1 rRNA gene is annotated in these 1,688 nt (G+C 55.2%); it reads left to right on the forward strand.

Annotated elements, in window-relative coordinates:
- Window positions 1-136: 136 nt before the first annotated feature.
- Window positions 137-1,674 (forward strand): 16S ribosomal RNA (locus tag KUW00_RS14865).
- Window positions 1,675-1,688 lie beyond the last annotated feature (14 nt).

Consider the following 1,688-nt stretch of genomic DNA (forward strand, 5'->3'; position numbering starts at 1 on the left):
TTGATCAGGTAATTCATGTGGGCGCTTGCCGATGAGTCAGTGACACTGTCACTGAAATATCAAGGCAAGCGACTCGTCAAACGAGACGTTTGAACCTTGAGCCAAGTTTGGTCCGCTTAACGGACTATCAGACTTTAAACTGAAGAGTTTGATCATGGCTCAGATTGAACGCTGGCGGCAGGCCTAACACATGCAAGTCGAGCGGAAACGATCCTAGCTTGCTAGGAGGCGTCGAGCGGCGGACGGGTGAGTAATGCATAGGAATCTGCCCGGTAGTGGGGGATAACCTGGGGAAACCCAGGCTAATACCGCATACGCCCTACGGGGGAAAGCAGGGGATCTTCGGACCTTGCGCTATCGGATGAGCCTATGTCGGATTAGCTAGTTGGTGAGGTAACGGCTCACCAAGGCTGCGATCCGTAGCTGGTCTGAGAGGATGATCAGCCACATCGGGACTGAGACACGGCCCGAACTCCTACGGGAGGCAGCAGTGGGGAATATTGGACAATGGGCGAAAGCCTGATCCAGCCATGCCGCGTGTGTGAAGAAGGCCTTCGGGTTGTAAAGCACTTTCAGTGAGGAAGAAAGCCTTGAGGTTAATACCCTCGAGGGAGGACATCACTCACAGAAGAAGCACCGGCTAACTCCGTGCCAGCAGCCGCGGTAATACGGAGGGTGCGAGCGTTAATCGGAATTACTGGGCGTAAAGCGCGCGTAGGCGGCTTGATAAGCCGGTTGTGAAAGCCCCGGGCTCAACCTGGGAACGGCATCCGGAACTGTCAGGCTAGAGTGCAGGAGAGGAAGGTAGAATTCCCGGTGTAGCGGTGAAATGCGTAGAGATCGGGAGGAATACCAGTGGCGAAGGCGGCCTTCTGGACTGACACTGACGCTGAGGTGCGAAAGCGTGGGTAGCAAACAGGATTAGATACCCTGGTAGTCCACGCCGTAAACGATGTCGACTAGCCGTTGGGCTCCTTGAGAGCTTTGTGGCGCAGTTAACGCGATAAGTCGACCGCCTGGGGAGTACGGCCGCAAGGTTAAAACTCAAATGAATTGACGGGGGCCCGCACAAGCGGTGGAGCATGTGGTTTAATTCGATGCAACGCGAAGAACCTTACCTACCCTTGACATCGAGAGAACTTTCCAGAGATGGATTGGTGCCTTCGGGAACTCTCAGACAGGTGCTGCATGGCTGTCGTCAGCTCGTGTTGTGAAATGTTGGGTTAAGTCCCGTAACGAGCGCAACCCTTGTCCCTATTTGCCAGCGATTCGGTCGGGAACTCTAGGGAGACTGCCGGTGACAAACCGGAGGAAGGTGGGGACGACGTCAAGTCATCATGGCCCTTACGGGTAGGGCTACACACGTGCTACAATGGCCGGTACAATGGGTTGCGAATCCGCGAGGTGGAGCTAATCCCATAAAGCCGGTCTCAGTCCGGATCGGAGTCTGCAACTCGACTCCGTGAAGTCGGAATCGCTAGTAATCGTGAATCAGAATGTCACGGTGAATACGTTCCCGGGCCTTGTACACACCGCCCGTCACACCATGGGAGTGGACTGCACCAGAAGTGGTTAGCCTAACTTCGGAGGGCGATCACCACGGTGTGGTTCATGACTGGGGTGAAGTCGTAACAAGGTAGCCGTAGGGGAACCTGCGGCTGGATCACCTCCTTAAACGACACGTCATC

This window comes from Halomonas sp. DP5N14-9, assembly GCF_019802175.1.
Taxonomy (GTDB): domain Bacteria; phylum Pseudomonadota; class Gammaproteobacteria; order Pseudomonadales; family Halomonadaceae; genus Halomonas; species Halomonas litopenaei.